General features: G+C 68.2%; 21 protein-coding genes. 11 read left to right on the forward strand and 10 right to left on the reverse strand.

Features of this window, described 5'->3' with window-relative positions; all coding sequences use genetic code 11:
• Positions 1 to 12 precede the first annotated feature (12 nt).
• Positions 13 to 900, forward strand: coding sequence for a LysR family transcriptional regulator (locus K2W61_RS18160; protein WP_175135732.1), 888 nt, complete (start codon positions 13 to 15; stop codon positions 898 to 900).
• 108 nt (positions 901 to 1,008) lie between these two features.
• Entirely contained in the window at positions 1,009 to 2,853 is a 1,845-nt protein-coding gene (locus K2W61_RS18165) for an ABC transporter ATP-binding protein/permease (protein ID WP_175140566.1), read from the forward strand.
• Positions 2,854 to 2,893: 40 nt separating this feature from the next.
• On the opposite strand, the gene K2W61_RS18170 is transcribed toward K2W61_RS18165, so the two are convergent.
• Positions 2,894 to 3,697 (reverse strand): aspartate dehydrogenase, encoded by an 804-nt coding sequence (locus K2W61_RS18170; protein ID WP_236756254.1) that lies wholly within the window; start codon positions 3,695 to 3,697, stop codon positions 2,894 to 2,896.
• Between the two features lie 111 nt (positions 3,698 to 3,808).
• The gene (locus K2W61_RS18175) at positions 3,809 to 5,314 is read right to left on the reverse strand and encodes an MFS transporter (RefSeq protein WP_175140568.1); all 1,506 of its coding nucleotides are present in this window, start codon (positions 5,312 to 5,314) and stop codon (positions 3,809 to 3,811) included.
• Positions 5,315 to 5,471: 157 nt separating this feature from the next.
• Between K2W61_RS18175 and K2W61_RS18180 the strand changes: the two genes are divergently transcribed.
• The gene (locus K2W61_RS18180; RefSeq protein WP_236756255.1) at positions 5,472 to 6,131 is read left to right on the forward strand and encodes a TetR/AcrR family transcriptional regulator; all 660 of its coding nucleotides are present in this window, start codon (positions 5,472 to 5,474) and stop codon (positions 6,129 to 6,131) included.
• A 42-nt stretch (positions 6,132 to 6,173) separates the two neighbouring features.
• On the opposite strand, the gene K2W61_RS18185 is transcribed toward K2W61_RS18180, so the two are convergent.
• Positions 6,174 to 7,124 (reverse strand): adenosine deaminase, encoded by a 951-nt coding sequence (locus tag K2W61_RS18185; protein ID WP_175140570.1) that lies wholly within the window; start codon positions 7,122 to 7,124, stop codon positions 6,174 to 6,176.
• 343 nt (positions 7,125 to 7,467) lie between these two features.
• Here K2W61_RS18185 and K2W61_RS18190 point away from each other — a divergent pair, with 343 nt between their 5' ends.
• From K2W61_RS18190 to K2W61_RS18215, 6 genes are all read left to right on the forward strand, one after another.
• Positions 7,468 to 8,166: a hypothetical protein gene (locus tag K2W61_RS18190; protein WP_175133889.1), complete on the forward strand. Its 699-nt coding sequence runs from the start codon at positions 7,468 to 7,470 to the stop codon at positions 8,164 to 8,166.
• A complete protein-coding gene (locus K2W61_RS18195) occupies positions 8,163 to 9,527 on the forward strand; it encodes an MATE family efflux transporter (protein ID WP_236756256.1) in 1,365 nt (454 codons plus the stop codon). The genes K2W61_RS18190 and K2W61_RS18195 overlap by 4 nt, the downstream gene beginning before the upstream one ends.
• A 106-nt stretch (positions 9,528 to 9,633) precedes the next feature.
• The gene (locus K2W61_RS18200) at positions 9,634 to 11,094 is read left to right on the forward strand and encodes a lytic murein transglycosylase (protein ID WP_236756257.1); all 1,461 of its coding nucleotides are present in this window, start codon (positions 9,634 to 9,636) and stop codon (positions 11,092 to 11,094) included.
• Entirely contained in the window at positions 11,091 to 11,720 is a 630-nt protein-coding gene (locus K2W61_RS18205) for a class I SAM-dependent methyltransferase (protein WP_236756258.1), read from the forward strand. Before K2W61_RS18200 ends, K2W61_RS18205 begins: the two co-directional genes overlap by 4 nt.
• Positions 11,721 to 11,811: 91 nt before the next feature.
• The gene (locus K2W61_RS18210; protein ID WP_175133893.1) at positions 11,812 to 12,387 is read left to right on the forward strand and encodes a GNAT family N-acetyltransferase; all 576 of its coding nucleotides are present in this window, start codon (positions 11,812 to 11,814) and stop codon (positions 12,385 to 12,387) included.
• Positions 12,384 to 12,590: an oxidoreductase-like domain-containing protein gene (locus tag K2W61_RS18215; protein ID WP_175133894.1), complete on the forward strand. Its 207-nt coding sequence runs from the start codon at positions 12,384 to 12,386 to the stop codon at positions 12,588 to 12,590. The genes K2W61_RS18210 and K2W61_RS18215 overlap by 4 nt, the downstream gene beginning before the upstream one ends.
• Before the next feature lie 52 nt (positions 12,591 to 12,642).
• Here K2W61_RS18215 and K2W61_RS18220 read toward each other — a convergent pair whose 3' ends face one another.
• From K2W61_RS18220 to K2W61_RS18230, 3 genes are all read right to left on the reverse strand, one after another.
• Complete coding sequence (locus tag K2W61_RS18220) at positions 12,643 to 15,069, reverse strand: TonB-dependent receptor (protein ID WP_175133895.1); 2,427 nt, start codon at positions 15,067 to 15,069, stop codon at positions 12,643 to 12,645.
• Between the two features lie 244 nt (positions 15,070 to 15,313).
• The gene (locus K2W61_RS18225) at positions 15,314 to 16,378 is read right to left on the reverse strand and encodes a FecR domain-containing protein (protein WP_236756259.1); all 1,065 of its coding nucleotides are present in this window, start codon (positions 16,376 to 16,378) and stop codon (positions 15,314 to 15,316) included.
• The gene (locus K2W61_RS18230; protein WP_175133896.1) at positions 16,371 to 16,898 is read right to left on the reverse strand and encodes a sigma-70 family RNA polymerase sigma factor; all 528 of its coding nucleotides are present in this window, start codon (positions 16,896 to 16,898) and stop codon (positions 16,371 to 16,373) included. Before K2W61_RS18230 ends, K2W61_RS18225 begins: the two co-directional genes overlap by 8 nt.
• Before the next feature lie 243 nt (positions 16,899 to 17,141).
• Here K2W61_RS18230 and K2W61_RS18235 point away from each other — a divergent pair, with 243 nt between their 5' ends.
• The gene (locus K2W61_RS18235; RefSeq protein ID WP_175133897.1) at positions 17,142 to 17,408 is read left to right on the forward strand and encodes a CopG family ribbon-helix-helix protein; all 267 of its coding nucleotides are present in this window, start codon (positions 17,142 to 17,144) and stop codon (positions 17,406 to 17,408) included.
• 5 nt (positions 17,409 to 17,413) lie between these two features.
• Positions 17,414 to 17,683 carry a type II toxin-antitoxin system RelE/ParE family toxin gene (locus tag K2W61_RS18240; protein ID WP_223203203.1) on the forward strand — a complete coding sequence of 90 codons (270 nt, stop codon included), beginning with the start codon at positions 17,414 to 17,416 and terminating at the stop codon, positions 17,681 to 17,683.
• A gap of 5 nt (positions 17,684 to 17,688) precedes the next feature.
• Here the strand turns inward: K2W61_RS18240 and K2W61_RS18245 are convergent, their stop codons facing one another.
• The 4 genes from K2W61_RS18245 to K2W61_RS18260 are packed head-to-tail and all read right to left on the reverse strand — an operon-like array spanning position 17,689 to position 21,732.
• Positions 17,689 to 18,126, reverse strand: coding sequence for an acetyltransferase (locus tag K2W61_RS18245; protein ID WP_006385010.1), 438 nt, complete (start codon positions 18,124 to 18,126; stop codon positions 17,689 to 17,691).
• 12 nt (positions 18,127 to 18,138) lie between these two features.
• Entirely contained in the window at positions 18,139 to 19,878 is a 1,740-nt protein-coding gene (locus tag K2W61_RS18250) for a M14 family metallopeptidase (protein ID WP_236756260.1), read from the reverse strand.
• Positions 19,879 to 19,936: 58 nt separating this feature from the next.
• On the reverse strand, positions 19,937 to 20,803 hold the full coding sequence (locus K2W61_RS18255) for an ABC transporter permease (protein ID WP_236756262.1): 867 nt from the start codon (positions 20,801 to 20,803) through the stop codon (positions 19,937 to 19,939).
• Between the two features lie 5 nt (positions 20,804 to 20,808).
• A complete protein-coding gene (locus K2W61_RS18260; RefSeq protein ID WP_175140576.1) occupies positions 20,809 to 21,732 on the reverse strand; it encodes an ABC transporter permease in 924 nt (307 codons plus the stop codon).
• Positions 21,733 to 21,819 lie beyond the last annotated feature (87 nt).

Raw genomic sequence — 21,819 nt, forward strand, 5'->3', positions numbered from 1 at the left:
TATTGGATTGATATGGAAACCCGGCACCTGCGCTACTTCCTCGCCGTGGTCGACCACGGCAGCGTCAGCCGCGCCTCGGAATGGCTGGGCATTGCCCAGCCGGCCCTGAGCCAGGCGCTGGGCCGCATGGAAAAGGACTTGGGGGTGCGCCTGTTCGAACGCTCGCGTCAGGGTTCCTCGCCCACGCCGGCGGCGCTGGCCATCCTGGAGGACGTGCGCGCCAGCATCGCCCGCATCGACGCCGCCACGCGCCGCGCCCGCGAGATCGGCCGCGGCAGCGCCGGCCAACTGACGGTGGGGCTGGTGTCCTCGGCGCTGTTCAACACCTTGCCACGGGCACTGCGCGAACTGCGGCGGCAGGCGCCCGGCGTGCGCGTGATCCTGCGCGAGATGAGCAACGCCGAGCAGGCCGAGGCCCTGCAGACCGGCGAGATCGACATCGGCCTGATGCACACGCCGGTGGCGCTGGGCGGCCGCATGCGCGAGCGCCAGCTGTTGCGCGAGCGGCTGGTGGCGGCGGTGCCGGACGAGTTCGACGTGGCCGCCGACGGCCAGGTGTCGATGGCGCAGATCGCGCAGGCGGGTCTGGTGATGTATCCGCAGTCGCAGCTGCCGGCGTTCTACGCCGACATCCTCGATGCCATGCGCAAGGGCGGCCATGACGCCCATGTGGCGCAGGAGGCCAACCGCACGCTCACCGTGCTGGCCTGCGTGGCCGGCGGCTGTGGGGTGGCGCTGCTGCCCAGCTGGATCCGGTCGATGGATTTCCGGGGCGTGCGCTTTTGCGAAGTGCGCGATGGCGAGCGCCTGCCCAGCTTCGACCTGAGCGCCATCTGGCCGGCCCGCTCGGTGCCGACGCTGGCGGACCTGTTCGCCAATCTGGACCTGGGCGGCGACTGAGCGTTCAATCCGTCCGACGCACACTTAAGCCACGCTTAAGACGGCGTTTTCGCCGGAACCGCGGCGCCCCTGACGTTCTAAACAGAAACAACGTCAGAGGGGCGGTTCATGGATCTGGACTGGCAGCAGCAGTTGTGGCAAAGCGCGCTGTGGATGGCGCGCGCATTCGGCATCAGCGCCGTGGCGTTGGCGCTGGTCGCGTTCGCGCTGTCGCGCGGGACCGATTGGGGGCGCAAGTTCTGGCGCCTGGCCTGGCCCTACCTGACGCCGCGCCGCAGTTGGCGCCCGCTGCTGACGCTGGCCGCGCTGCTGTTCCTGGCGATGTTCGCGGTCCGCATGACGGTGCTGTTCTCGTTCTGGTACAACGGCTTCTACAGCGCCCTGCAGGCGCTCGACGCGAACGCGTTCTGGCATTTCCTCGGCATTTTCGCGGTGCTGGCGACGGTGCACGTGGTGCGCACGCTGATCGACAGCTACGCCGGCCAGGCCTTCGACATCCATTGGCGCGTCTGGCTCAACGACCGCCTGACCGGCGACTGGCTCGACGCGCGCGCCTACTATCGCGGCCATTTCGTCGATGAGCCGGTGGACAACCCCGACCAGCGCATCGAACAGGACATCGCCGCGTTCGTGACCGGCTCGCGCACGCTGGCGATCGGCGCGCTCAGCGCCGTGGTGTCGCTGGTGGCGTTCACCGCCATCCTGTGGAACCTGTCCGGCGCACTGGACGTGGCCGGCGTGGAGATTCCGCGCGCCATGGTCTTCATGGTGTACCTGTATGTCATTGTCGCCACGCTGTTCGCCTTTCGCATCGGCCGGCCGTTGATTCTGCTGAACTTCCTGTCCGAACGCCTCACCGCCAACTTCCGCTATGCGCTGCTGCGCCTGCGCGAGAACGCCGAGAACGTCGCGTTCTATCAGGGCGAGGCGGTCGAGCGGCGCACGCTGTGGACGCGCTTTTCGGCCTACATCGCCAACCTGTGGGCGCGGGTCTACCGGGGGCTGAAGTTCGATGGCTTCAACCTGGTGGTGAGCCAGGTGGCGGTGGTGTTTCCGTTTCTGCTGCAGGCGCAGCGCTTTTTCAGCGGCGCGATCAAGCTGGGCGACGTAATGCAGACGTCGCAGGCGTTCGGGCAGGTGCAGGATTCGCTGTCATTTTTCCGCACCTCTTACGATGCCTTCGCGCAGTACCGCGCCACGCTCAACCGCCTGGCGGGCTTTCTCGACGCCAACGCGGCGGCGCGGGCGCTGCCGGCGATCGAGGCGCAACCCTTGCCCGACGCCTTGGAGATCGCCAGCCTGGAGGTGTCGCGTCCCGATGGCCACGTGCTGCTGCGGCATCTGGACTTGGCGTTGCGGCCGGGGCAGGCACTGCTGATCAAGGGGCCTTCCGGCAGCGGCAAGACCACGTTGCTGCGCGCCCTGGCGGGCCTGTGGCCCTATGCGCGGGGCGTGGTGCGGCGGCCGCAGGGCACGGCGGCGCTGTTCCTGTCGCAGCGTCCCTATCTGCCGCTGGGCACGCTGCGCGATGCCGTGGCCTACCCGGGACATGCCAGGGCCGACGACGATGCGCGCCTGGCGGCGGCGTTGCGCGCAGTGAACCTGGGCCACCTGGCCGGACGGCTTGAGCACGAGGCCGACTGGTCGCGCATCCTGTCCATCGGCGAACAGCAGCGCGTGGCGTTCGCGCGCGTGCTGTTCAACCGGCCCGCCATCGTATTCCTGGACGAGGCGACCTCGGCCACCGATGAAGGGCTGGAGCACATGCTCTACGGCCTGCTGCGCGAGTACTTGCCGCAGGCCATGCTGGTCAGCGTCGGCCATCGCAGCACGCTTGACGCCTTCCATACGCACCGGCTGGACCTGGATGGCGCGGGCGGCTGGGCGGTGGCCGCCATGGACGCGACGGACGTGATCGACCCGGCGCCGCCGCGCGGCCTGGCGGCGGCCTAGCGGCGTCCGTGTCGCTGCTGGCCGGGTGCGAGGCGCGGGCTCAGGTGCCGACCCGCAGCGGGCTGGTCAGCTTGCGCAGCGCTGCGATCACGCTTTGCGCGGTGATGCGGCCGGTCTTGGGATTGGCCGACGGGATGTTCTGGATCTCCATCGAGAACGAGGCCGAATCGGACACCACCTCGACGCGGTGCACGTTGCGCTCGAGCGACGGGTCGGCCCAGATCTCCAGGGTGGTGCGGTCCGGGCCGATGCCGGCCAGCGACACGCTCACGGCCACGTTCAGGTTGGCCGGAAAGCCCGCCGCCGCTTCGCGCGGCGAGCCGCGAAAGATCAGGCGCGGTTCGGTGATGCCGTCGATGTCGATGTTGTTGTCGGTCAGGTAGGGCGCGCCCAGCAGGCCGCGCACCGGCTTGCGCGTGATCATCGTCACCGAGTGGATCTCGCCCTCGGCGGCGGCGGTGATCGCGTCCAGGCCCAGGATGGCGCCGGAAGGCACCAGGATCTGGGCCTGGTGGCGGCGCGCCAGCTCGATCAGGTCGTCGTGGCGCAGCAGCGCGCCGGCGCTCAGCACCACCAGCTTCTTGCCGGTCTTGAGCACCGGCTCGGCCAGTTCGCGGAACACGGCGGCGGGGGCGCATTCGACGACGACGTCGCAATGCCCGGCAAGGTCGCCGAGGGTGGTGAACTGCGGGCTGGCGGTGCGCCACGCCACGGCGGGCGCGGCGCGGGGGTCGCGCACCGCCACGGCGGCCAACGTCAGCCCGGGCAGGCCGGCATCCAGGGATTGCGCCACGGCCTGGCCGATGGCGCCGAAGCCGGCGATGCCGACACGGTAGCTATTCATGAGGAATCCGGAAGAAAAGGGATCGCGGCGCGCCGCGAGGTTGGCAGGCCGGCCGGCGGCGGCAGGGCCGGCCAGGGTCGGCGGTCACTGTAGCGAGGGGGCGGGCGGGCGTCAATTGGCGCGGGCCGCCGCGCGCAGCACCGGCCGCGCCCGGCGCGTGGCCCACACCAGCAGCAGCGCCGCCAGCAGCGAGGCCACGCCGGCGCCGGCCATGGCGGCGTGGAAGCCGTCGGCCAGCGCGGCGGCGAACAACGCCGCCACGCCGTCGGGTTGCGCCGGCAGCACGTGCCGGGTCACCGCGACGCGCGCCACCGCCTGCGCATCCGCCTGGCCCAACCGCGTCAGCGCCGCGGCCAGGTGGTCGACGGCGCGGCTGCTCATCAGCGCGCCCAACAGCGCGATGCCGATGGTCATGCCGGTCTGGCGCAGCGCGTTCATGGTGGCCGAAGCCATGCCCGAGCGCTCGCGCGGCACGGTCGCCATCACCGCCATGCTGGTGGCCGGCACCGCCAGCCCCATGCCCAGGCCCAGCAGCACCATCAGCGATCCGGACAGGGCATAGGGCGTGTGCGCATCGAAGCTCAGCATGCCCAGCATGGCCACGCCGACCATGCCGTAGCCGGCGATCATCAGCCGCGGCAGGCCGAAGCGCGGGTTCAGGCGGCCGAACACCGTCGACACGACGCCGGTGGCCACGAATTGCGGCGCCAGTTGCCAGCCGGCTTCCAGCGGCGACAGACCGCGCACGTGCTGCAGGTAGAGCGAGAAGAAGAACAGGCTGCTGTAGGCGCCGAAGCCCATCACGAACGAAGCGAAGTTGGTGCTGGCGAAGCCCGGGTCGCGGAACAGGCCCAGCGGCAGGATAGGGCGCGCCACGGTGCGCTCGACCCACAGGAAGGCGAGCAGCCCGATGGCGGCCACGGCCAGCGCGGCGAGGGCGGCCGGCGCGTGCCAGCCATGCTCGCCGGCGGTGATCAGGCCATAAGTCAGCGCGCCCAGCCAGATCACGCTCAGGGCCTGGCCGGCCGGATCGAACGCCGCATGTTCGGGATGCGCGCTTTCCTGGATGCCCCAGGCGCCCAGCGCGAGCGCCAGCGCGCCCACCGGCAGGTTGATCAGGAAAATGCTCTGCCAGCTGAAGTGCGCCACCAGCAAGCCCCCCAGCATCGGCCCCACGATCAGCGAGATGGCATTGCACGAGGCCCACAGGCCGATGGCGCGGGCGCGCTCGGCCGGATCGGGAAAGGCCTGCGTCAGCAACGACATGGCGCCGGGGATCAGCAGCGCGCCAGCCACGCCTTGCACCGCGCGGCCGGCCAGCAGCAGCGGCAGGTTGTCGGCCAGCCCGCAGAAGGCCGACCCCAGCGTGAACAGCGCCACGCCCGCGAGCCACGAGCGCTTGCGGCCATAGCGGTCCCCCAGCGGCCCGGCCGAGAGCATGAAGGCCGACAGGAACAGCGCGTAGGCGTCCACCACCCATTGCAGGCCGGCCATGTCGATGCGCAGCGCGGCCTGCATGGTGGGCAGGGCGACGTTGACGATGCTGATATCCAGGATGGTGATGAAGCTGCCCAGGTTGACGGCGAACACCAGGGCGCGGCGGCGGGAGGCATGCATGCGAAAGGGCCGGGAAGCAAATGTGAAACCGTATTCTAGTAATCGACTGACCGTCGGTCAATATATAAAAAGACGCATTCCCAATGGCTCCCGGACGCCGCGCCGGGCGCCTCCTCTACACTGGGAATCATTGAGAATGATGGAACCCCCGCTCGCGATGGCCCCCGTTTCCGCCAAGTCCGCCGCCCGATCCTCAGCCCGGCCCGACCCGCAGGCCTGCGCCGCCCCGCCACCGCGTACCAAGCCGGCGCCGGTGCGCCTGGACGAACTCATGGCCGCCGCCGAAGACCTGTTCGTGCGCCAGGGCGTCGAAGCCACCACCATCGACCAGATCGTGGCGCAGGCCGGCGTGGCCAAGGGCACCTTCTATCACTACTTCTCGTCCAAGGCGGAGGTGCTGGCAGCGCTGCGCGCCAAGTTCTCGCAGGGCTTCCTGGACCGCATCGACGCGGCCATGGCGGCCTGCGCGCCGGACGACGGCGTGGCGCGGCTGCGGGCCTGGACGCATGCCGGCGTGCAGGCTTATTTCGACGGTTATGCGCTGCACGATGTGGTGTTCCACGACGTCAACCACCCCCATCGCGGCGCCGCCGAGCGCGCGGCGGTGCTGGCACAGGCCGAGGCGATGTTGCGCGCCGGCCAGCAGGCCGGCTGCTGGCAACTGGCGCAGCCGGCGTTGACCGCGATCCTGCTGTACCACGGCATGCACGGCGCGGTCGATGACGCCATCGCGCGCGGCGCGGCCGACGCCGACGCGCTGGCCGCCAGCCTGATCCCGCCGTTCCTGCGCTTGGTGGGCGCGCCCGGCGCGGCCTGATTCCCAGTTTCTCGATGAGCGGGCCCGGCGCGCCCGGCCGGCCTACTTCAGGATGCGCGCATCCATGCTGTTGTCGGCCAGCGCCTGCGCCTGGGCCTGGGTCATGCCCAGGTGCTCGTACAGCGCGTGGAAGTTCTCGGTGACGTAGCCGCCGAAATAGGCCGGGTCGTCGGAATTGACCGTGACCTTCACGCCGGCGTCCAGCAGCGACAGGATGTTGTGCTGCGACATGTGCTCGAATACCCGCAGGCGCGTGTTCGACAGCGGACAGACGGTCAACGGGATCTGCTCATCGATCAGGCGCGCCATCAGGCGCGGGTCCTCGGCGGCGCGCACGCCGTGGTCGATGCGCCGCACCTTGAGCAGGTCCAGCGCTTCCCAGATGTACTCGGGCGGGCCTTCCTCGCCGGCATGGGCCACGGCCGGCAGGCCCTCGGCGCGGGCGCGGTCGAAGACGCGCTGGAACAGGCGCGGCGGAAAGCCTTTTTCGCTGCTGTCCAGGCCGACGGCGATGAAGGCGTCGCGGTAGGGCAGCGCCTCGTCCAGCGTGCGCATGGCCTGTTCCTCGGGCAGATGGCGCAGGAAGCTGAGGATCAGGCCGCTGCTGATGCCGAGCTTCTCGCGGCCGTCCGCCAGCGCCTGGCTGATGCCGTCCAGCACCACCTTGAACGGCACGCCGCGGTCGGTGTGGGTCTGGGGATCGAAAAACGGCTCGGTGTGCACCACGTTCTGCTCGTGGCATTTGACCAGGTAGTCCCAGGTCAGGTCGTAGAAGTCCTGCTCGGTGCGCAGCACGTCGGCGCCGCGGTAGTACAGGTCGAGGAATTCCTGCAGGTTGCTGTAGTCGTAGGCGGCGCGCAGGGCATCCATGTCGGGCCACGGCAGCGCCACGCCGTTGCGGTGGGCCAGCCGGAACAGCAGCTCGGGTTCGAGCGTGCCTTCCAGGTGCAGGTGCAGTTCCGCCTTGGGCAAGGTGTTGAGCCAGTCGTACATGGGCGCTCCTAAGTAGGGGTATTGATGGCCTGCGCCAGCCTGGCGGCGAATGCCCGGCGGCCTCCACAGGCTGGGTCCGGCCGTCAGCATTCCGCGGCCGAATGCCTGCGGCAGGGCGCCGATCATATCCGGAATCGGCGGACCCTCGCGTCGCCGTGGCATTTCCCGTTCACCACGGAAGCGGCTGCCTTTGCCGGTGCCGGATGCGGCATTTTCCTCTGAAGGGCGCCATGGCGGGCGCGGCAGCGGCGATGCGCCGATTATTGTCCCGCGCCGGGCCCTTGGCAACGCGCATCGGGGTTTCGGTATAGTTCGTCGCCAGGGAGGCGGGCGTGCGATGCGCATGAGGACAACACAGCAGGGCGGGGGGGCGGTGGCCGCGCGACGGTGGGCATTGGCGGGGCTGCTGCTGGCGGCGCTGGCCGGCTGCGGCGTGTCCACCGTGGACGAGGTGCGCGTGACCTGGCCGCCGTTCAAGGACGGCACGGCGCTGGTGCTGCCATCCGATCCGGCGCAATGCCCGGACCTGGCCGGCACCTATCGCGTCGCCGGCCAGGCGCGCGCGGGCGAGGCCGCCGCCGGCGTGGCTGATCTGCGCCGCTTCCTGGCCTACACCCTGGACCTGCCGGACCTGCGGGATACGGCGCAACTTGCCTGGCGCCCCACGCCGGCCGCCCGCGTCACCTTCAAGGCCGCGCCGCAGGGTTGGCAGGTCCTGGCCGATGACGGACAGGGCGGCCGCTTTACCGGCCTGTTGCCGCTGCGCGACGTCACGGCCGGCTCGGTCCGTCCAGCGCATGGACCGCTGGCCGACATCCAGCACTTCGGCGGCTGCACCCAGGGCCGCTATTGGATCAGCGCCCGGCGTGACTGGCGCCAGTACGAATCCATGGGCGTGTTCCGCACCGTGGCGCTGCTGCGGCCCCAGGCGGGCGGGCTGCTGGTGAGCGTGCAGCGCGAGTCGCACAGCATCGGCCTGCTGCCATGGTATTCGTCGGATGAAACGCGGTCGCAGTTCTGGTTCGGGCCGGCCGGGCCATGACGGCCGTTGCCGCGGTGCCCGCCCGTTTCGTCTCCGGGCCGTTGCGAAACCATGTGCTTGAAATGGTGTTGACGGGCTGGGCCAGCATGCTGGCCGTGTTCGCCATCGAATTCCTGACGCTGCTTTACCTGGGCACGCTGCGCGACGAGGCCGTGCTGGCGGCGGTGGGATTCGGTTCAATGGCGCTCTTCACGGTCACGTCGATCTGCATCGGCGTGACCGTCGGCGGCGCGGCGCAGGTGTCACGTGCGCTGGGGCAGGGGGATGCGCCGCGCGCACGGCGGCTGGCGGCGGCCTCGCTGCTCCTGATGATGGCGGCCGCGTTGTTGTCCGCCGCGGGGTTCCTGCTGGCGATCGGGCCGTTCACCCGGATGATTGGGTTGGCGCCGGACGTGCGGGCGCTGGTGCTGTCCTATGTCGCCATTACCGCGCCGTTCTCGGTGGTGATGGGCGTGGGCATGATGCTGTCGAACCTGCTGCGCGCCGCCGGTCAGGGCCGCCAGTCGATGTGGGTGCTGTTGGCCGGCACCGCCACGGTGGCGATTCTGGATCCGCTGGTCATCTTCGTGTTCGACGGGGGCATGCAGGGTGTGGCGTGGGCCGGCGGGGCGGGGCGGTTGGCAACGGTCATGCTCGGGGCCTGGCTGGTATTCGGGCGCTACCGGTTGGTGGCGCGGCCGGTGCGATCGGAGCTGTGCGCGGATCTGGCCGCGGTCGGCGCCATTGCCCTGCCGGCCGCGTTGAGCGCCCTGGCAACGCCTGCGGCGGTGGTTTTCACTGCCTCCGTTTATGCCGGGTTCGGCCCCAGCATCATGGCGGGCGCGACCGTGGTGGACCGGGTGCTTCAGCTGTCGTATTCCTTGTTCTTCGTGTTGCCAGGCGCCATCGGCCCGATCCTGGGTCAGAACCTCGGCGCGGGCCAGTGGGAGCGGGTCCGGCGGACCGTGCGCATCACCGCCGGCCTGGCCCTGGCGTATGGGGTCGGCGTGGCGGTGTTGCTGGCCTTGCTGGCGCCCTGGATTGCCGATCTTTTCCGGGTTACCGGCCCCGGGCGCGAGCTGGTCATGGCCTTCTGCCGTTACGCCAGCTTCATGTGGGCGCTGAACAGCCTTTTCTTCGTCTCGGTGGCGGTATTCAACAACCTGGGCCATGCCACCTATGCGACCGCGGTCGGCTGGTTGCGCGCGACCGTGGGCACGCTGCCGTTCGTCTGGCTGGGCGCCCGGTATGGCGGAGCCGAAGGCGTGTTGCTGGGGCAGACCCTGGGCTTTGCCTTGTCGAGCCTGATGGCGCTCGCGCTTTGCCTGCGCGTGTTGCGGCGCCCGCCGCCACGGCTTGCGGCGGCAGGCGCCGCAGCGTGAGGCTTGGCCGCGGCCGGACAGCCGGCCGCGGGCAGCGCGCCGTCGGTTCGATTTCGGCGCCCGCTCGCGGTACGATCCGGGCTGACCTCGATTTTTCAGGATTACCATGCGACAGAACGCGCTTCGCACCCGAATCGATCCCCTGGCGCGCGCGGTCCTGGCCGCTGCGCTGAGCCTCGCCGCCTTGGGCGCCGCCCAGGCCCAGTCGCCGGCTTCCGCCACCGGCACGCGCAATTCCGGGGCCGAGCCTGCCTCGTCCGGGCCGGTGTTGACGCCCAAGCGCAGCTTCGACGAACTTGCCACGCCCGCCGCCGCCCCTGCGCCTGCCGCTGCCCCAGCGGCGGCGCCGGCCCAGGCTCCCGCGGCGACCGCGGCCCCCGCTGCGCCCACGGTCATCGTCCCGACTGAACTCGACACCAAGGCGTGTATCGCCAAGCTGCGCAAGGGCGCCGCCGCCAATGGCCTGACCGTGGCCGACTGGGACAAGTACACCGCCAAGGCCAAGCTGCTGCCCACCACCGTCGCGTCCGCCCAGGGCCAGCCCGAGGGCCGCGAAACCTGGTGGGACTACATCGCCAAGACCGTCGACGACGAGCGCGTCGCCGACGGCCGCGCGGTGATGGCCAAGTACGGCCCGCAACTCGATGCCATCGGCCAGCAGTACCAGGTGGACCCGGCCACACTGGTCGCCATCTTCGGTATCGAGACCAACTATGGCCGTCAGGTCGGCAAGACCGACGTGCTCAATGCCTGGCTGACCCGCGCCTGCACCGAGAACAAGACGCTGTGGGAAAAGAACGCCTACGCCTCGGTGCGCCTGCTGCGCGACGGCGTGGTGCCGGCCGACAATTTCGTCGGTTCCTGGAGCGGCGCCTTTGGCATGACGCAGTTCATTCCCACCTCGTTCTACGAGTTGGCGGCGGACGGCGACGGCGATGGCAAGATCGACCTGTACAACTCGCTGCCGGACGCGCTGGCCTCGACCGCCAACCACCTGCGCAAGCGCCGCGCCAAATGGACTCACGGCCTGCCGGCGGTGGTGGAAGTGCGCGTGCCGGCCGACGTGGCCGCCGCCATCCCGCCCGCGCCCGACGCCGAGTATGTCGGCTCGCAGGACCGCCGCAGCATCGCGCAATGGGCCCAGGCCGGCCTCAAGCAGGCGGATGGTTCGGCGCTCAAGCTGGCCTACGGCAATGACCAGCAGGCCTACCTGTTCGCGCCCACTGGCGCCAAGGGGCCGGTGTTCCTGGCCACCGTCAATTTCGACGCGATCCTGCACTACAACCAGTCGCGCCGCTACGGGCTGGCGGTGTCGCTGTTGCTGAACCGCCTGCAGGGCGGCCCGGCGCTGGCCACGCCCTGGCCGACGGACGACCCCGGCCTGTCGCGTGCGCAGATCAAGCAAGTGCAGGAGATGCTCAACGCCCGCGGCTACGACGTCGGCACCGCCGACGGCATTCCCGGCGCCAAGACCCGCGACGCGGTGCGCGCCGAACAGGAAAAGCGCAACCTGCCGCAGGATGGCCGTGTCGGCAAGCGCATCTACGACGCGCTCAAGGCCAAATGAGCGCGGACGCGCTTGCGCCCGGGACGGGCGCGGCGGTGGTGTCGGGCACCCAGGGCTACGGCGAAAACGCCGCGGCCCTGGCCGAGCAGTACGAAAGCATCGCCTTTGCCGACGTGCATCGCGACGTGGCGCACCTGATCCCGGCCGCGCCCGCGCGCATCGCCGACATCGGCGCCGGCTCGGGCCGCGATGCCGCCGCGCTGGCGCGCATGGGTCACCAGGTGGTGGCGGCCGAGCCCACGCCCGAATTGCGGCGCGAGGGCCAGCGCCGCCACGCGCTGCCCAACCTGGAATGGGTCGATGACGCCTTGCCTGAACTTGCGGGCCTGCAAGGGCGCGAGTTCGATGTGATCATGCTGACCGCCGTCTGGATGCACCTGGACGCGGACGAGCGCGCCCGCGGCATGGCGGCGCTGGCGGCCCTGCTGGCGCCCGGCGGACAACTCCTGATGTCGCTGCGCCACGGCCCCGTGCCGCCTGGCCGCCGCATGTTCGACGTCTCGGCCGAAGAAACCATCGCGCTGGCGGCAAGGCATGGCCTGTCGGCGCATCACCGCGTCACGCGCGAGGACATGCTGGATCGCGCCGACGTGCACTGGAGCTTTCTGGGCTTGCGGCGCGGCTAGCAGGGTGTGTCCACGGTGCGAAAGTGCGATGGCATGCAGGGGCGGGCATGGATATGATGCAAGGCACCGTGTGTGTCCATGCTTCGAGATCATGCCGTCCGCCCCGCTGCCCGAATCCTTCGTCACCCGGCGCCTGCGCGCCGAGCGCATGTCGTCGACCCATCTGCCCTTCATCACCGCGATGCACGCCGACGCTGCCCTGATGGCCACCATGGGCGGCACGCGCGACGCCACCGCGAGCCGGCGCTACGTCGAGCACAACATGCTGCATTGGGCCGAACATGGCTACGGCATGTATGTGCTGAGCGAGCGCGATAGCGGCGCGCTGGCCGGCCGCGCCGGCCTCAAGCTGGCGCTGTCGGGCAAGATCGAGCGGGTCGAGATCGCCTACGCGTTCATGCCCACCTGTTGGGGCCGGGGCTACGCCTCGGAAATCACCCGCGCCCTGCTGGCGCTGGGATTCGAACGCCTGCCGGTGGACGCGCTGAGCGCCGTGGCCATACAGGCCAACGCCGCGTCCCTGCGCGTCATGGAAAAATGCGGGATGCGCTGGATCGAGACCACTGGCGAAGGGGAGGCGCGCAAGCTGCGCTACGAGATCCGGCGCCAGCAATGGCGGGCGCTGGCGGACGAAGCGGCGCCGATCGGCGCTAACATGCGGCCATGAGTCCCGCGAATACCCCCGATACCCCGAACACCGCTCCGCCCGTCGACGACGATCCGCCGCCCGTGCCGCCCGAGGCCCCCGCGCCCGAGGAATGCTGCAACAGCGGCTGTATCCCCTGCGTCTACGATACCTACAACGAAGCCATGGACGAATACCGCGCCGCGCTCAAGGCGTGGCGGGTGCGGCACGGCGAGGCGGGGTAGGGGGCAAGGGCTGCCTGAGTGCGCAGTCGCAAGTCATGCGATGGGCCGCAAGTCAGAAATCCACGCTGACCGCCAGCTTGACCGTGCGTGGCGCGCCGACGGAGGAGAAGCCGTTCCACGCGCCTGACCAATAGCGCTGATTGAAGGCATTCTCCACGCTCGCACGGAAAGCGACAGGGTGCGCCGCCAGCCGGGTGACGTAACGGGCGCCCAGATCGACCCGAGTCCAGGCCGGCAATTTCTGCGTATTGGCGTTGTCGGCATATTGCCGGCCTGTGTGGATGGCTGCGGCCCGCAGCGTCAGGCCGGGTAACCACGGGGGATCCCATTCGGCGCCCAGGTTGACCAACCAGGTGGGAACGCCCATGGCCGTCCTTCCGTCCAGCAGCCCGGCGCGGGTCCGTGTGTTGATCGCCTTGAGATAAGTCGCTCCGCCCAGCAAGCGCAATCCCGGTGTCACCGCGCCGGCGATGTTCCATTCAAGGCCACGATTGCGCTGTTCTCCGTCGGGCGCATATCTGTTGCTGCCGTTGTCCTTGATGAGACTCGGACGAGTGATCTGGAATACGGCAAGGGTATTCAGTAGATTGCCTGCATCCCACTTTGCCCCCAGTTCCATCTGCTTGCTTTTGTACGGCGGGAAGACCTCGCCAAAGTTGGCGGCAGTGGTATCCGTGACTCTGTCGCCCTGCGAGAGTCCTTCGATATAGTTGGCGTAAATGGAGACGGGTGTGGTCCATGGCTTGACGACGAAGCCAACGGCGGGCGTCAGCGCTTGTTCATCATATCGGGTAGTCACGGCGCCCGATGGCGCATAGTTCTTCGTTCGGACGCGCTGCTGCCGCGCGCCCAGCGTCAGCAGGTACTTGTCCTGCGAGAACGAAAGCGTGTCGCTGAGGGCAATACTGCTGAAGGTGGAGTCGGACGATTTTGGCACCATGGCCGGGCCGACCGTCAGCGTAGGTTGGCTTGGCCTGTAGATGTTCGACGCCCACATCGTCACCGGGCCTTGGACGGCGCCGCCGGCTTGTTGGATGGCATTGCCGCTGAAGGTGATCTCGTGTCCGACGGGGCCCGTGCTCAGACGTCCGCGAATGCCGGTATTGGCGGAGTTGACGTTGGAGAAGCTTCTCGTATTCTTGGCCATGCCCATGTAGTCGCCTGAGGCTTGCGCATTCATGCCCAGCGCGTTGTTCATATAGCCGGAACTGCTTTGATGCTTGGTGCCGATGGCCGCGAATCCGGTCCAATGCTCATTGAAATCGAATTCGAGCGAGCCGATGAGCGCCTTGCTGCGCTCGGAGGAATACGCCCCCGGCATGGTGTTGGTCGTGGGATCGGGAGCCGCAGGAACGTGTTCGTTGGCGAAAGTGGTGAAGAGCGGCATGGCGCCGCGCTTCTTGCCATCGATGCTGTAGGCATCCAGCGCGATGCGCAGCCGCTCTGCGCGAAAGTCGAGTGCCACCGCGGCCATTTCCCGCTTCTCTCTCTGGCCGTCCAATGCGGTGTTGCCATTGGATGTGGCGGTATTGACCCGGATGCCGAATCCATTCTCCTGTCCGAATCGTCGCCCCATGTCCAAGTGGGCGCCCAGCTCCGAATCCGAGGCATACCTGGTAGTCAGGCGGGTCAACGGCTTGTCGCCAGCGCGTTTGGGCACCAAGTTGATGACCCCGCCCACGGAACCGGCCGGAGTCATGCCATACAACAGAGCGCCCGGGCCTTTCAGCACTTCCACCCGTTCAAGGAACTCCGTGGCGACGCGAAAGCCCGGCGTCAGACCGAAAAGGCCATTCCAGGCGAAATCCGTGCTTGGCATGTGGAAGCCCCGCACATTGAAGAATTCTGTCGGACCCGATTCGGGGAACGTCTCTCTTACCGATGAGTCCGCGCGCAACACCTCCGCCACCGTATCGGCCTGCCAATCCTCGATCATGCGCGAGGTATAGCTGCTCGTGCTGAACGGCGTTTCCATGACATCCTTGTTGCCCAGCAAGCCCAGGCGGCCACCCCGGGCCACGTGGCCGCCGGCATAGGGCTCGGGCAGTGCCGATGGCGCGGACGGCGCGGCCGTTACGCGCACGGCCGGCAAGGTCACGGCACTGCTATCTGGCGTGGACTGATGCAAGACATAGCTACCATCAGCCAGGCGTATTGCCTGCAATCCTTGGCCCTGAAGCAGCCGGGCGAAGCCCTGTTCGACCGTCGCCGAGCCGGACAGTCCAGGCCCGTACCTGCCTTGTGTCAGGGTGCCTGGCGCGGATAACAATATCCCTGCCTCTTCTGCGTAGCGGTTCAAGGTCGTGTTGAGCGGGCCGGCGGGAATGTCATAACGGCGTGCCGGTGCGGCGGCGGTCTGCGCCTGTGCGGCGGGCGTCGCGCCCATGGCGGCGAGCAGCGAGCCCGCCATGGCCAGGTTCAGTGCCAACGCCAACGGACGCAGCGCGGGGCCGCGCGGGCGGATAATGGGAAGCGGCATCAATTGATCACTCCGGAAGTCACTTGGATGGAGAGACGACCATCGATGGCAGGCACGGTTTTCCGTCGCATTCCGTGGGCGGGCCGGATCGGGACGAAAGGCCCGCGTTCCTCCGATCGTCGTCTCTTATGCACTAAACCGAACTGGACGGAAAAAGGGGAACTGCCTTTGGTCCTATTGAGGAGGCGAGGCCGGTACGATGCGTGCGGATCAAGGAAGACGATCGACGCGGGCGTGATGCCTTTCAACTCGGGGCGTTTGGGCGACCTTCGACCGTCGTCCACCACGGCAGGCGACGGCGTACCCGGATGGGCAGGGTCTGCTCCAGCATGGCCAGCGCCCGGTCCGTATCGTCGGTCGGGAAGACGCCCATGACGCGAATGTCCGCCACTTCCGGGGCGACGCCGAGATGGCCGTGGCGATAGCGGCCCAGTTCGGCCAGCAAATCCGCCAGGCGGATGTTGTCCGCCGGCACCACGCCGTGAACCCAGGCTTCACGCATCGGATCGGCGCCCGCCAGCGCGCGGATTTGCTGGGTGTCGAACGCGGCGGCCTGTCCGTTGTGAACCCGCAGTGTCCGTCCCGCGGTCGTGCGGATTTCCACCGAGCCCTCGAATACGTCGACGCGCGTCGATGCGCAGTCCAGGAGCACCGAGTAGCGGGTGCCCAGGGCTTGCAGCCGGCCATGCACCGTATCCACGTAGAACGGGCGCCGCAGCTTGTCTTGCGCGGTCTGGACCAGGATTTCACCGTCCAGAACGATGAGGCGCCGTTCCTGGCGCCGGTAGTCCACGTCCAGCGCGCTGCGGGTGTTGAGCCATACGCGTGAACCGTCCGTCAACACCAGGCGCTGCCGCTTGCCGGTGCCGGTGTGGTGGTCGGCGCGCAGCGCCGCCATCATCTCGGGCAGCGGCGTGTAGCGCCAACCCAGGGCGAACAGGCCCAGGCCCATGACGCCGGGAATGACTTTCAGGGCCTGTCGTCGGGCGTTCACCGTGCGTCGCGCCGCCTCGCCGCTGGCGACCGCGGCCGTCGTGCCGGGTGGGCCATAGCCGCGCAACGGGTCGAACTTGCGGCTGACCTTGTCGATACAGGCCCAGGCGGCCTGATGCTCCGGCGCCTGCAGCCAGGCCTGCCAGGCGACCCGATCCGCGTCGGTGGCGCGCTCGTCGCGCAGTCTGGCGTACCACTGCGCCGCCTGCTCCAGGCTCTGGATACCGGGCTTGGTTCGCGCCGCGGCAGGCGCGGTTGCCGCGGCCCGTTGGCTCCGCGGGGGGCGCTTCGCTTCGGCGGGCGCGGGATCAGTCACCCCGGCCGGCCTCGATCAAGGCGCATTGCAGCATGGCCTGGGCGATGTACTTCTTGACCATGCGTTCGGAGACGGACAACTGCGCCGCGATGGCGTGATAGGGCATCCCGTCCACCTGCGCCATGATGAAAGCGCTCGCCGCCTTTTGCGACAGGCGGCCGAGCATCGCGCCGATTTGCAGCAGGGCCTCGACGACGAGCGCCTGATCCTCGGGCGACGGCGCCAGCGGCTCGGGCTGGGCGGCCAGGGTTTGCAGCCAGACGCGTTCGATTTCGCGGCGACGCCACAGGTCCACGCACAGCCCGTTGGCGGCGGTGCGCAGCCAGGCGCGAGCCTGGAGAAAGCCGTGGAACTCGCGGCCCACCGGTTTGGCCAACAAGCGCAGGAAGGCGTCGTGCGCCAGATCCGCGGCATCGGAATCGTTGCCCAGGCGGTGTTGCAACCAGCTCCGTAACCAGCCGTGATGATCGTGGTAGAGGGTTTCCAGCGAGGGAGGGGAGGGATAGGCGGGGGCGCTCATGCACAAGTCACCATGCCGGGGTGACCGAAGGATCATGGTTTGTCTATTGCAAGGGAATGATTTTTATTATCGTATGGCTATCAAGCGTCCGAACCGGGCGATTGTCTGAAACCGTCTTGTCTTGTGCGGGGACGTCTGGCTTCTGACCTGCCAACCGCATCTGATGATCTTCTTTGATTGAAAATTAATCACTTCGATTAAAATAGGCTGCCCATGCTGACAGTACCCCTCTGGAGATACAAGATGAATCCCGCAACCAAGGTGCTGACCGCACATGTGCCGCTTCCGTTGGCCGAGAAGGTCGATCAGATGGCTGCGCGTCTGGACCGATCTCGCGGCTGGATCGTGAAGCAGGCACTGTCCGCTTGGATTGCCCAAGAGGAGGAACGTGACAAGCTCACCCAGCAAGCGCTTGCTGACGTGGATGCTGGTCGGGTTGTGGATGACCAAGCCGTGCAAGCCTGGGCGGAGAGCCTGGGCTCTGCCCAGCCATTGCCGCTGCCGCGATGATGGAAATGAAGTGGACCAGCAAGGCGCTTTCCGATCTGGCGCGCTTGCATGAATTCCTGGCGGCGGTGAATAGGCCCGCAGCCGTACGGGCTGTGCAAGCGCTGGTCAAGGCTTCAAGTGTTTTGCCGACCAACTCCCGCATTGGAGAGCAGCTATTTCAGTTCGAACCGCGCGAGGTACGCAGGATATTGGTCGGGGAGTACGAAATACGTTACGAGATCCGGGATTCGATCATCTACGTATTGCGACTGTGGCACACCCGGGAGAACCGCTGACGGCCTCAGCCCGCCAGCTTCATATGAATGATCGGCCGTGGCCGTCCCGCGTCGTCGGTTTCCGAACGGCCCACGTCCTCGAAGCCATAGTGCTTGTAGAACCCATGCGCCTGCGGGTTCTGCTCGTTGACGTCAACCCGCAGGCTGCCGTGCAGCGACAGCGCGAAATTCAGCAGGCGCCGCCCGGCGCCCTTGCCGCGCTTGTTGGCGTCCACGAACAGCATCTCGACCTTGTTGCCGTTCAGGCCCATGAAGCCGGCGACCTCGCCGGCATCGTCCTCGCAGACCCAGACGCGCACCGACGGCAGGTGGGTGTTGAGCACCTGCGGGTACATGGCCTGGATTTCCTTTTCGGACAGGAACGTATGCGTGGCGCGCACCGACCGGAGCCAGATGTCCACCAGGGCGAGGTCGTCGCCGTGGTTGCGTTCTCGGATGTTCATGTCGAGCGATGACTAATGTCCGGAGCGGTGGATGTCGGTCGCTGCCAGGACGGTTTCCATTTGCACAGTATGCGCGAAAACGAAGCGGTCCCCGTACACGGTTTCATCCGGAAACTCCGAGATCAGCGCCATGGGCAGCGCTTCGCGGTCGGTTTCGGTGACCTGCACGGGGATGCCGTTCAGCACATCGAATCCGGTTTCGAGCGCGTGCGCGTGGAATAGTTCAAGCTGGCGCGCATTGAATTCGACCAGGCCGGGCACTTTGCGGGCCAGCCGCGCCGTGACGCCCTCGATCAGGCGGCGGGCGCGTTCGCTCCAGCCCGGGTGGTGGCGCAACACCAGGAAAAAGCCCTTGGGAATGGTCCACAGCTCGAAATTGCGCGGCAGGTAGCCCGACAGGGGCCGCGTCCATTCGTGCGCCGGATAGCCGTGCAGGTTGATGTGCAGTTGCGCGCCGCTGATGGCGTGCGCCTGGTGGCGGCCCTCGCGCTCGAAGAACGGCGCGTGCTCGCGGTAGGCGATGTCGTCGCCCAGCGCGCTGTAGCGCGAGGCGTGCAGCATGTGGCGCGGATGCTGTTCGCGCAGGCGGTTGAAGAGCGCATAGCCGTCCGGGTTCTCGGCCGCGATCAGGGCGAAGTGGGCATCGCCGCGGGCCTTGAGCGCCTGCGCCGCGCGCAGCGCGCCCACCACGCCCGAGGTTTCATTGGCATGCTGCGCGCCCGAGATGAAGACCGCCGGGCCGGGGCCGCGCAGGTAGGTGCCGAGCACCGGGCGGCCCTGGCGCGAGATAGCCTGGAAGCTGTCGCCGCCCAGCGCCGCCATGCAGCCGGCGATCTGCGCCGCCGCCAGCGGCTCGCGCAGTCCGGCCAGCGGTTCGGCCGGCGCCACGGGCGTTACCGCCACGGGCGGCGCGAACGGCTCCAGCGTGACTAGCACGCGCGCCGCGCCATCATGGCGGCGGATATCGGGAATGATCTGGCCCGGTTGCAGGCCGCGGTCGCCCGAAGGGCGGCCGGAATGGTGCTGGAAGTGCTCCAGCAACGTGAAGTACAGATCTTCGTGCAGCGCTTCGAAGGTGCTGACGATTTCCTCGTCCACCGGCAGGGCGAAGTCCATGCCCGGCAGGTCGACGCGGATTTCCAGGCGGTCGAAATACGGTTCGTGCGCGCCCCAGGGGTGATTGCGCACGGTGTCGACGATGCTGCGGAAGACCTGCTGGTATTCGGTGGTCTGGGCGGCGTCGGTCTGCAGTGTGCCCCCGGCATCGCGCACACGCAGCCAGCCGGTGGGCGATAGCTCGGGGGTGCCGTCCTGCGCCTGGCCGAGCTGGTTGGGCGCGAACACGCGCGCCTCGCGGCGCGTGCCGTCGGCGTAGGCCAGGGCGACGTCGTAGTGCAGGTCCGAGGCGCCGGGCTTCATCGTCACGCGTACGCCCTGCAGCAGCGCCACCAACGGGTAGGCTTCCAGCGTGAAACGCTTGGCCTGGGCATGCTCGTGCAGCGGGTAGCCCAGCTCGACCGCCGTCAAGCCGTCGCGCTCGACCTCTTCCAGGAAGTAGTGCAGCAGCGGCTTGTAGGCGCTGCGAAAGCGCGCCGTCACGCCGGCCTGCGCCAGCCGCGCCTCGGCCTCGCGGCGCGCCTCGACGCCCTCGAACAGCCAGCCTTCCACCGCCGCGCCGCGCCAGGCGGGAGCCTTGTAGGCGTGGATCCAGGCGTCCAGGGTGCGGTCGAATGTCTTTTCCAGCAATGCCATCGTCAGTCATCCTCAAGTGCCCCGGCCGCGCGTCTGCCGCGCCGCCCGGGGCGGACATTTATACCTTGCCGGTCGGGTCCAGACGGTCGCGCAGCCAATCGCCCAGCAGATTCAGCCCCAACACCGTCAGCATGATCGCCAGGCCGGGAAACACGCTCACCCACCACGCCGTCTGCATGTAGGTGCGGCCATCGGCCAGCATGCCGCCCCAGCTCGGGATCATGGGGTCCACGCCCAGGCCCAGGAAGGTCAGGCTGCTTTCCAGCAGGATATTGTTGGCGACGTTCAGCGTCATCAGGATCACTAGCGGGCCCAGCAGGTTGGGCACGATGTGGTGGCGGATCATGGCCAGGTCGCGCACGCCGAAGGCGCGCGCCGCCAGCACGAATTCGCGTTCGCGCAGCGCCAGCACCTGGGCCCGCACCAGGCGCGCGTACTGCACCCACTGCGAGACGATCATGAAGAAGATCACGTTGAACAGGCCGCCGCCCAGGATCGCGATGAAGGTGATGGCCACCAGGATGAACGGCAGCGCCAGCTGCACGTCGGCGAAGCGCATCACTACCATGTCCCAGAAGCCGCGGTAATAGCCGGCGATCAGGCCCATGATGACCCCCAGCAGGGCGCCGCCCAGCACCGAGGCGAAACCCACCATCAGCGAGATCTTGCCGCCGACGATGACGCGGGCCAGCACGTCGCGGCCCAGCGGATCGGTGCCGAAGACGTGGGCGGCGGTGGTGAAGGGAGCGGTCAGGCGGGCGGCCAGGTCCATGGTTTCGCCGCCGTCGGGAAACAGCCAGCCCGAGGCCAGCACCAGGGCGACCATGATGCCGGTCAGCGCGGCGCCCAGCACGAATTCCAGCGAGCGGTAGCGGCTGCGCGGCTTGGTGGCCTTGGGGGCGGCGGAGGAAGTAGTGGTCTGCATGGCGTTCACCGCGTGCGGATACGGGGATCGACGATGCCATAGGCGATGTCGACGATCAGGTTGACCAGGACAATGACGGCCGCCAGCACGGTGACCGTGCCTTGCAGCACCGGGTAGTCGCGGCCGGAGATGGCGTCGAATGCCAGCGTGCCCAGGCCGGGCCAGTTGAACACCATCTCGATGACCACGATGCCGCCGATCAGGCCGCCGAATTGCAGCCCCAGGTAGGTGATGAGCGGAATGGCGCAATTGCGCAGCGCGTGCTTGTACAGCACGATGCGTTCTTTCAGGCCCTTGCTGCGCGCCACCATGATGTACTGCGCCGACAGCGTCTCCAGCATGGTGGTGCGCACCAGGCGGATGTTGGTGGCCGACAGGATGATGGCCATGGTCAGCGACGGCAGCACCAGGCTGGCCGGACCGCTCCAGCCCGATGGCGGCAGCAGCGGGAAGGTGATCGACAGCAGCAGCACCAGCATCAGCGCCAGCCAGAAATTGGGAAACGACAGCCCCACCAGCGACAGGATGCGGATGGCCTGGTCGGTGGGCTTGCCGCGCTTGATGGCGGCCTGGATGCCCAGCGGCAGTGAAATCAGGATCGAGGCGATCAGCGAGGTGAACGCCAGCATCAGCGTGGCCGGCAACGCGTCGCCGATCAGCTTGGCGACCGAGGTGCCGCCCATGAAGCTGCGGCCGAAATCGCCGTGCAGCAGGCCCTGCATGTAGCCCAGGTACTGCTCGTGGAACGGCCGGTTCAGGCCCAGCGCCTGGCGGATGTTGGCCAGGTCCTGCTCGGTGACGCTGCCCGAGCCCTGGCTGAGCATCAGGGCGGGGTCGCCGGTCAGGCGCACGGCATACGAGACGAGCAGCGTCACGGCCACGATCACGAAGACCGCCTGCAATACGCGTTTAATCAGAAATCCGGTCATGAGGCTCCGCCAGGCCTTTCGCCCCGGCGAATCAGTAGGGTTAATGCGTCAAGTGCTTCACAGACATCGCGACGCCCAATCAGGCAT

Source organism: Achromobacter pulmonis, assembly GCF_021733725.1.
In the GTDB taxonomy this organism is placed as follows: Bacteria; Pseudomonadota; Gammaproteobacteria; order Burkholderiales; family Burkholderiaceae_B; genus Achromobacter; species Achromobacter pulmonis.

Coding starts and splice junctions, on each gene's coding strand:
- K2W61_RS18215 (WP_175133894.1), top strand. CDS start 12,384: ATGAGTCCCGCGAATACCCCCGATACCCCGAACACCGCTCCGCCCGTC.
- K2W61_RS18170 (WP_236756254.1), bottom strand. CDS start 3,697: ATGAATAGCTACCGTGTCGGCATCGCCGGCTTCGGCGCCATCGGCCAG.
- K2W61_RS18195 (WP_236756256.1), top strand. CDS start 8,163: ATGACGGCCGTTGCCGCGGTGCCCGCCCGTTTCGTCTCCGGGCCGTTG.
- K2W61_RS18185 (WP_175140570.1), bottom strand. CDS start 7,124: ATGTACGACTGGCTCAACACCTTGCCCAAGGCGGAACTGCACCTGCAC.
- K2W61_RS18175 (WP_175140568.1), bottom strand. CDS start 5,314: ATGCATGCCTCCCGCCGCCGCGCCCTGGTGTTCGCCGTCAACCTGGGC.
- K2W61_RS18205 (WP_236756258.1), top strand. CDS start 11,091: ATGAGCGCGGACGCGCTTGCGCCCGGGACGGGCGCGGCGGTGGTGTCG.
- K2W61_RS18230 (WP_175133896.1), bottom strand. CDS start 16,898: ATGAGCGCCCCCGCCTATCCCTCCCCTCCCTCGCTGGAAACCCTCTAC.
- K2W61_RS18200 (WP_236756257.1), top strand. CDS start 9,634: ATGCGACAGAACGCGCTTCGCACCCGAATCGATCCCCTGGCGCGCGCG.
- K2W61_RS18160 (WP_175135732.1), top strand. CDS start 13: ATGGAAACCCGGCACCTGCGCTACTTCCTCGCCGTGGTCGACCACGGC.
- K2W61_RS18255 (WP_236756262.1), bottom strand. CDS start 20,803: ATGCAGACCACTACTTCCTCCGCCGCCCCCAAGGCCACCAAGCCGCGC.
- K2W61_RS18180 (WP_236756255.1), top strand. CDS start 5,472: ATGGCCCCCGTTTCCGCCAAGTCCGCCGCCCGATCCTCAGCCCGGCCC.
- K2W61_RS18250 (WP_236756260.1), bottom strand. CDS start 19,878: ATGGCATTGCTGGAAAAGACATTCGACCGCACCCTGGACGCCTGGATC.
- K2W61_RS18220 (WP_175133895.1), bottom strand. CDS start 15,069: ATGCCGCTTCCCATTATCCGCCCGCGCGGCCCCGCGCTGCGTCCGTTG.
- K2W61_RS18165 (WP_175140566.1), top strand. CDS start 1,009: ATGGATCTGGACTGGCAGCAGCAGTTGTGGCAAAGCGCGCTGTGGATG.
- K2W61_RS18210 (WP_175133893.1), top strand. CDS start 11,812: ATGCCGTCCGCCCCGCTGCCCGAATCCTTCGTCACCCGGCGCCTGCGC.
- K2W61_RS18245 (WP_006385010.1), bottom strand. CDS start 18,126: ATGAACATCCGAGAACGCAACCACGGCGACGACCTCGCCCTGGTGGAC.
- K2W61_RS18240 (WP_223203203.1), top strand. CDS start 17,414: ATGAAGTGGACCAGCAAGGCGCTTTCCGATCTGGCGCGCTTGCATGAA.
- K2W61_RS18260 (WP_175140576.1), bottom strand. CDS start 21,732: ATGACCGGATTTCTGATTAAACGCGTATTGCAGGCGGTCTTCGTGATC.
- K2W61_RS18190 (WP_175133889.1), top strand. CDS start 7,468: ATGAGGACAACACAGCAGGGCGGGGGGGCGGTGGCCGCGCGACGGTGG.
- K2W61_RS18235 (WP_175133897.1), top strand. CDS start 17,142: ATGAATCCCGCAACCAAGGTGCTGACCGCACATGTGCCGCTTCCGTTG.